Genomic DNA, 1232 nt, shown 5'->3' with positions numbered 1-1232 from the left:
ATGGATGACGAGAAGTCGCACGTTGGTATCACCCAAAGGTGTAGAGTTTATTCGGCAAGTCCTTCAAAAAAGAAAGGAGGTGGCTTGAGCCTCTCAAAAGTAACAAATCAATAAGAAAGGATGGACGAGATGCAGGAGGCTCAGCTTCTCTCCAAGGTCATTGATGAAAACGCCTTTACTGTGTTGAATCGTTTCAATGTTAACGTTACCGATTTTCCGACTCTGGGCGAGGTCTATCTGTTCATCCGAGAGTATGTACGAGAAAACAAGCAGTCACCAGATTACCGAACGGTGATCGCTCAATTTGAGCAGTTTGACTATATCCCGGATGTGCAGGACTCGTTCAAATATCTGTGTAGCCGTCTCAAGGCGCAAACCGCTAAACGACGAGCCTTTGAATTGCTTCAACATCAGGCAGCAAAGAAGTTTAATGAATTGTCCGGGGATAAGTTTATCCAGTGGCTCAAAGAAGAAACCCTGCGAATTGAAGTCACCACGTTGGTTCGATTTGACGTGGGTACTAACTTTGCCGTGAACGGGGAAGAGCGGAAGCAGTGGTATGACCAAGCGAAGGAGCGACGATCACGATCCTATATCCCCACGCCGTACCCGTCACTGACGGACGCTTTAGGTGGTGGATTCGAGATCGGCGATTATATCTTGCTCATGGCCTTTACCAACCGGGGGAAGTCTTGGTTGGCTTCACACATCGGTCTGTCGGCATGGGAGAACCAATTCGGGGTCCTGCATTATTCGCCAGAACTGTCAAAGCGGCAACAGGCGTTACGGCTTGACACGCTAATGGGCAAGTTTGATAACGTAAAACTTCGCCGGGGATTATTGGAGAATGAATCGCAGTATTTTTCGTACCTAAGCGCATTTTCCCCTGAAATGTCCTTGTCTCCCTATCTGATAAAAACGATGGAAGATTTGCCGGACGGTTTATCCGTAGAGTCCATCGAAGCCGATTTACAAATGAATCCGAATGTAAAGATGGTCATTATCGATGGCTTTAATCTAATGAACCATGGGAGAGGCAAGATGCGGGATTCCATGTCCTACACATCGCGGCGACTGCGCCAGTTATTTGGCCGGTATGAGGTCGCCGGATTGGTTGTGCACCAAACACCAGGGTCTGCTGAAAAAGAGAAACGAAAAACGGACGATGATGGTTACCGAATTGTAAAGCCGCCAAAACTGACCGATTACTCGGAGACGATAGCCGTTATCCA

1 protein-coding gene is annotated in these 1232 nt (G+C 47.7%); it reads left to right on the top strand.

Annotated elements, in window-relative coordinates; all coding sequences use genetic code 11:
* Positions 1-129: 129 nt before the first annotated feature.
* The coding region (locus tag H1S01_RS20230; RefSeq protein WP_188042162.1) for a DnaB-like helicase C-terminal domain-containing protein at positions 130-1232 on the top strand (1103 nt) is incomplete at its 3' end.

Source organism: Heliobacterium chlorum, assembly GCF_014502795.1.
In the GTDB taxonomy this organism is placed as follows: Bacteria; Bacillota; Desulfitobacteriia; order Heliobacteriales; family Heliobacteriaceae; genus Heliobacterium; species Heliobacterium chlorum.
The sequence above is the reverse complement of the archived record's forward strand: the minus strand, read 5'-3'. Positions and strand labels throughout refer to the sequence as shown.